5 protein-coding genes are annotated in these 6,000 nt (G+C 71.0%); all 5 read right to left on the bottom strand.

Annotated features, from left to right (window positions below; all coding sequences use genetic code 11):
• Positions 1-1,069, bottom strand: a 1,069-nt coding sequence (locus DMH08_RS25110; protein ID WP_442778650.1) for a hypothetical protein, incomplete at its 3' end; no start/stop codon positions are given.
• A 72-nt stretch (positions 1,070-1,141) separates the two neighbouring features.
• Entirely contained in the window at positions 1,142-2,122 is a 981-nt protein-coding gene (locus tag DMH08_RS25105) for an AAA family ATPase (protein WP_199747997.1), read from the bottom strand.
• A 341-nt stretch (positions 2,123-2,463) separates the two neighbouring features.
• Positions 2,464-3,369 carry a hypothetical protein gene (locus tag DMH08_RS25100; protein WP_125618153.1) on the bottom strand — a complete coding sequence of 302 codons (906 nt, stop codon included), beginning with the start codon at positions 3,367-3,369 and terminating at the stop codon, positions 2,464-2,466.
• An 855-nt stretch (positions 3,370-4,224) separates the two neighbouring features.
• Positions 4,225-4,716 carry an ATP-binding protein gene (locus DMH08_RS25095; protein ID WP_125618151.1) on the bottom strand — a complete coding sequence of 164 codons (492 nt, stop codon included), beginning with the start codon at positions 4,714-4,716 and terminating at the stop codon, positions 4,225-4,227.
• Between the two features lie 102 nt (positions 4,717-4,818).
• Positions 4,819-5,964 carry a hypothetical protein gene (locus DMH08_RS25090; protein WP_125618150.1) on the bottom strand — a complete coding sequence of 382 codons (1,146 nt, stop codon included), beginning with the start codon at positions 5,962-5,964 and terminating at the stop codon, positions 4,819-4,821.
• Between the last annotated feature and the right edge of the window lie 36 nt (positions 5,965-6,000).

Raw genomic sequence — 6,000 nt, 5'->3', positions numbered from 1 at the left:
GCGGGCGGGTGCCGGTGATCGCAGTCTTTCCCCGACGTCCGGTGTCGGTCCGGCTCGCGGCGAACACCCGCGCGGCAGCCTCGTCGGCGGTGGTGCGGGCGTGCCGCTCACGGCGGCGCTCCTCGCTCTTGCCCGAGGCGGGCGCGGCGGCGGTGGTGGCGGTGGTGGTGGCCTCGACAGCGGTGAGGGTGGCGCCGATCGCCTCGGCCAGCGGAGAAGAGGTGCCCGAACCGTCGGAGGCGCCCGGGGCGGGTGCGGGCCGGTCGGGTTCGGCATCGACGATGCGGCACCACCGCCGTCCGAGGTCCAACATCGTCTCGGCGTCGGTGTCGGCGGTGGCGAAGGCGATGTGCCACAGCGCGGCCAGCGCACCGAGCCGGGTCGGGCCGAGCACATCAAGGATGGTGGCGCGCAGTGTGGCGGTTTCGGCGGCGGTGAGGATCCCGGCGTCGGCGCGGGCCAGCAGCAGCGCGGCGGCGCGTGCGGCGTTCCACGGCGTCATCGGCGCCGAAGGCACCCCCGCCGCCGAGGCGGTACCGGACGGCGCGGCGGGCGGTGCGGTGAAGTCGGCCAAGACGAGGCGGGTGGCCGCCGCCCGCAGCCAGGGCCGGTCGGCGGGACGGCGCCGCAGTTGCGCCGCCTCGATCCGGGACTCCTCCAGCGTCATGGCCGCATCGGTTGCGGCGGCGGGCGCGCCGTTGGGGACGTCCCAGCGGGTGTGGGTGGCGTGCGCTGCCTCGTGTACCAGCACCCCCCACAGCGCCGGGTAGCGTTCCCGGTCGGCGGGAAGGGTCGGGTCGCACAGGGTCGGGTGCGGGCCGAGGTGCTTGCCGTCGAGTTCGATGGTGGCCAGCGCCGGGACGAAGCAGCCCGGTGCACCTTTCCCGAGGCCGGGCGCGCACTTGACGGTGAGGTCTTCGCGGTCGGTGAGGTCGGTGACGGCGTCGGTGAACGCCGCCGACAGCCGCAGCCAGGCACCGGGAAGCACCGGCGCCGGTACGGGCGCCCCGCCCGTAGTGGCGCCGCCGCTGGTGGCGGTGGTGGGTGCGGGGATGATGTGGGTTGCCATGGCGGGTGCCTCCTGCATGAGCGGGTGCGGACGGTTCCGGGAACGGGCGGGGGGGCACGGGGGGTGGCGCGGTCACATCTGGTTGCCCAGGGCCAGCGGGGCGACGGTCCGCCCGTACACCGACGACACGACCTCGGCGACCACGTCGCGGTCTTCTTCGGGCGCGACACCGAGAAGGTTGGACACCGCCGCGTCCGTACCGAGGACACCGGCGATCTTCTGGAAGGCGATCAGTTCGCGCAGTTGCGGCGCCCACCCGATCTCCCCGGACTCGGCGCGGCGGGAAAGGTTGCGCGCGACCCGGACGGCGCGGGCGTCGATGTCGAGCGTTCGGGCGAGGTCATAGTCGGTCGACACCCGGATCTGAGCCGCGAACCGGGATGCGAGCGCCTCGGTCAGGACGGCGCCATGAACCCCGGGGTTGTGTCCGGCGACCACGTAGAAGCCTTCGGCGGCGGTGATCGTCTCGCCCTTGTGCGTCTTGACGGTGATCGAACGGCGCCCGTCCATGGCCGGATACACCACGGCCAACACCTTCGGCGAGATGAGGGTCGCGTCATCGATGAACAGGGCGCGGCCCTCGGTCATCGCGGCCACCAGCGGCCCGTAGACGAACTCGTAACCGCCGCCCGGCGCCTGGGTGTACTCACCAACGAAATCGGCGACGGCGGTGTCACCGTCCCCGGCCACCGTGATCAGGTCCGGGAACGCCGCCTCGACCAGCGACGTCTTCCCCGTCCCCGGAGGCCCGTACAGCATCGCGGGAATGGACGCGTCCCGCAGGCGCTGCAGCGCGGCGACATCGGGAAGGTCGGCGAGTTTGCGCGGGTGGTACGCCTGACCGTTCGGCCGCACCACCACCGCCGCCTTCCCCTTACCGGGCGCCGGGGACGCCGGACGGGACGGCGCCGCCGGAGCGGACGCGGGGGCCGGGGTGCGGGACGCCGCCGACGGCGCGCCCGTACCGCCACCACCACCGCCGGTAGCGGCGGCGCCGTCGGTGATGGCGTCGGCGGTGGTGGCGGTGGCGCGGTAGCGGCGCGGCGCCGTCATCACCTGCTCCGCCTGTCCCCGGCCGGTCAGCACAGACAGCGCGTTACCGACCGCCCCGGCGGACCGGTCCAGAACCCGAGCAATCTCGCCCGGCGTGAACGCGCTACGCGGTGCGGCGGCCAGGTGAGCGGCGACCCGCCGCCGCAGTTCGCCTGGTGCCAGTCGGCCACCGGTCGGCGCCGGAACGGGCGCGGACGCAGCGGTCGGGGCGGCGGTCGGGGCGTCGGTGTCGGCGGTCGGGGTGGTGGGAGCGGTGGTCATGGCTTCTCCTATGTGGTGTGAGGGCTGCCGGGGGCGGGCTGTGACGGCGCCCGCCCCGTATCGCGGCGACGGACGGACGGTCAGCGGGCGGTGCCGGTGAAGCGGCGCGGGCGCTCACACACCAGCGCGGCCTCACCGGCCTCGGCGAGCCGGTCCAGGGCGTTGGACACCGCACCGGCCGAATGACCGATCACCTTCGCGATCTCGTGCGGGGTGAACTCCATCCCGGGGTGCGTGGCCAGGTGACCGGCGACCTTCGCGCGCATCTCACCGGGCGCCGAACGCGGACGCCCCGAACCGGTACGCGGGCGCCCGACCGCCGCCGCACGCACCAACCGCCGCGCCTTCCCCGATCCGCTGTAGACCCGCTCGGCCGCCGTCAGCGCCGCCTCGGGGTCCCCGGCGTCCAAGGCCTCCAGCGCCGCCGTGACGGCCTTCCCCATCGCCCACAGCGCCTCCCGCGCCTCGTTGGCCGCCGTCTCGTCGATCACCTCAAGTTCCGTTTCCCCGGTGTCGGTGTCGGTGCCGTCGCTGCGGTCCGCCGCGTCGGTAACGTTCCCGTCCGGCACAGCGGGCGCCTCCTCAGCGGGCGCGTCCGTGGTGGGGACGGCGGGCGCGGCGGCGGGCTCGTCGAGGTCGGCGGTTTCGGCGGACGCGTCGGCGTCGGCGTCAGTGCGGGTTTCGGCGTCCGGGGTGACTGCGGTCCAGATGTCGGGCAGGCGCCTACCGCCGTCCCGACCGCCGCGCGTCCGCGCCGCGCGGCCCTCACCTTCCAACTTCGCCAGCGTCCGCGCGGCCAGCGTCTTACTGACACCCGCACCCGTCGCGATCGCGGTGACGGTCGCGCCCGGGTTGGCGGTGAGCGCATCCCAGACCGCCCCAGCCGCGCCCGACGGACGCGCCCCGCCTGTGACACCGGCGGCGCCCTGCCCGCCGTTCTCCGTGGCCGTGGGACGGTTTTCGGTGGTGGCGTTCTTCATGGCCATTTCGTCTCCCATTCACTGATCACGGCGACCGCGTTTCGGCGCCGTTCCCGTTCATCGGGAGCTCGACCATTTCTCGATGCGATAGCGATAGGCAAGCATCTCCGGCCGCTTTTTATTCACCTCAACGGCTGAACCCCCTTACCCGATGCCATAAACCCAAGCCGCCACCAAGCATATTTTCGCCAGCCGATACCTATTTAGGATCACACCTCGCGTCGGCCATTCATCTTTCGTCGGATCCATCCGCCGGGAAGACGCCTGATCGGTGGCGGAGGCGTTCGATGTCTCTTCTCCGGGCCGCCGGGCGTGCGCAGCTCGCAACCTCGCCTCGGGCGCCTCACGGCGTCCGCTGCCTCCGGCGACGCCTCAGCGCGTGTCGCACCCGGGCCTCGGCCTTTGCCGTCGGGCCGGCTCTAGCCGGCCCGACGGCAAAGGCCGAGCGTGCGAACATGCAGCGGGTCCGGGACAACCGAACAGAGGCAGAGGAGAGCAGAGCAGCAACTGCAGTGCACCGAGACGTAGGGCCCGATCTATTACCAGGAGTCGTCCTGGTGAGGAGTCGCACCCCCGAACAGAAGACTCAGAACCGTCGCCACCTGCACAGATGCCGCCGACCGCACCTTCTGTTCATAGACGAGCCCCCGAAAAGAAGCCCGAAAAGAAGATTGAGCGGAACCCCGAAAAGAGGGCGCCGACAAGCCCTGATGGCGACGGTCAAAGACCGACACATCGGCCGAAGCCGAAGCCCCGCCCGGCCCCGGCGAACCGGGATGTGCGGACGGGGCTTCGTCGGCAGGCGACTCGCCTATCCTTCCCCTTGAGGGGCCAGCCTGATAGCAGCAGGCTGGGCCCTCCCTACGATGCCAGGGGGACCTCCTGGACGGGGCCGGTCCGCGGGGAGCGACGCATGTCCATGTCTGCCCACACCGTGTGGCCGATGACCGGACTGCCGTGAATCCCCGTGGCGACCGCGAGCTGGGACACCATCAGCAGTCCGCGTCCGCCTACGCGCGGCTCGCAGTCTGGGTTCTCCGACCGGATCGTCGGGATGCAGCCTCCGCCCAGGTCGGTGACACCGATGTAGGAGACCTCGGCCAGGGTGACCTCCAGGCCGAACCATCCCCGCTCAGCCCCGGAGCGCGAGTGACGGACCGCGTTGCTGGCCAGCTCGGCCACCACCACCGCCACATCTTCCTCACGGCCCGAGCCGTCGAACAGCCCGGCCGCGAACACCCGTGCGACCGTCACTTGGTCGGCGCGGCCCGGGAAGATTCGCCGCCATCGCATCGGATCCGATGTCCACAGCCACTCGCCCGGCGTGCACAGACGCCAATTCTTGTTTCCCACTTCCCCCGAATCCTTTCTTCGTTGTCCACCGCCCGCCGCCGCTCATGCGGCTCCAGTGACGCGAGCAGGCGACGTCACTGGACAACACCTCCGGGCACGGCGTCAAGCGCTATCGGTGGTTAACTTCGAAGAACCGAACACTCGAGGAGATGGGCATTCAGTGAGATTATCGACTGGCAAGGTTGCTAACGCCGATGCTGTGACGTGCTGGCTCTTCTCGACTGCGCCGATAAGTACTTCGAGCAGCTGTGCTGGCACATGTCCGCTTCCCAGGCCTGCCGAGGTCGTGACTGCGGAGAGGAGCTTGGCTTGGGTTTCGGTGAGCTGCTTGCCGCTACGAGGATGCCGGAGAATCTCTCGCGCGGCGTAGCCGTCGCCGAGGTCCAGGGCTTCGTCTACGACTCGGTGGACCATCTGGTCTTCGCCGTGGTAGGCGGCATCGCCGGATAGGTCGATTGCGGTGAGGGCCACGCGAGTGCGGAAGGTCACCAGTTCCGGCTTCGCATCGAGAGCGAGGTATTCCTCTATCTTGGTGGCTTTCGCGCTGGTCGCCGTGCTGCCAATGGAGCGGTGGCAGAACATGCTCAAGCACGCCGCGACGGCCTGCTCCCACGGCTCGGTGATCGTGCTCTGTTCGAGCATCCTCGACGCCGTCTCGGGCTCTCCGGCGAGTACATGGGCGATGATTGCGGCCTGTCTCCCGTCCAGCAGCCGGCGCCCGACACCGCGGAGCCGCTCGGCATGTGCGACCGCGTCGTCCCACCTGCCTGCGCCGGTAAGCGCGCGGATGCCGTCGGCGAGCACGACGGACCACAGCCACTGGTTCAGGTCGTGACGCTCGTCGTGTGAGCCGGTGACGTCGGCGAGCGGTACCTCCTGACCGTCGATCACCACGGTGTCGCTATCGCGGACAGCCCGGAACAGCCCTTCGAGGTTGTTGCGGGCGGCGTTGGGAGCACCGGCTCTGATGTCGAGGCGGGCAAGGTTGACCAGGGGTTCGAGGGCATGCCGTGCCGTTCGTGCGGTCAGCGGTCGAGCCTGGAGGTAGAGCGCGCTGTGCCGTTGGCACAGGTCGCGTGCGAGGTCGGGCATGCCGCAGTCGCTGGCGATCAGGGCGGCTTTGTTCTGTGCTGATGCGGCTGTGGCGAGCGGGTCGGTGGTCGTCGGTTCCGCCGCGGCCCGCGCGAGGTCCGCGATCTCCCGGATCCGCTCGTCGAGCGGTCGGCAGGCGGGCCTCGCGCGGGGCACCAGTGGGAACCTCCGGGCTATGCGGCCCAGGGCGTC

Source organism: Actinomadura sp. WAC 06369 (assembly GCF_003947565.1).
GTDB classification, from domain to species: Bacteria; Actinomycetota; Actinomycetes; order Streptosporangiales; family Streptosporangiaceae; genus Spirillospora; species Spirillospora rifamycini.
Note: the sequence above shows the minus strand (reverse complement) of the source record. Positions and strands in the feature narration are given on the sequence as shown.

Bases quoted from the DNA above. Each gene is read 5' to 3' on its own strand.
- DMH08_RS25105 (WP_199747997.1), bottom strand. From the start codon at position 2,122: ATGACGGCGCCGCGCCGCTACCGCGCCACCGCCACCACCGCCGACGCC.
- DMH08_RS25100 (WP_125618153.1), bottom strand. From the start codon at position 3,369: ATGGCCATGAAGAACGCCACCACCGAAAACCGTCCCACGGCCACGGAG.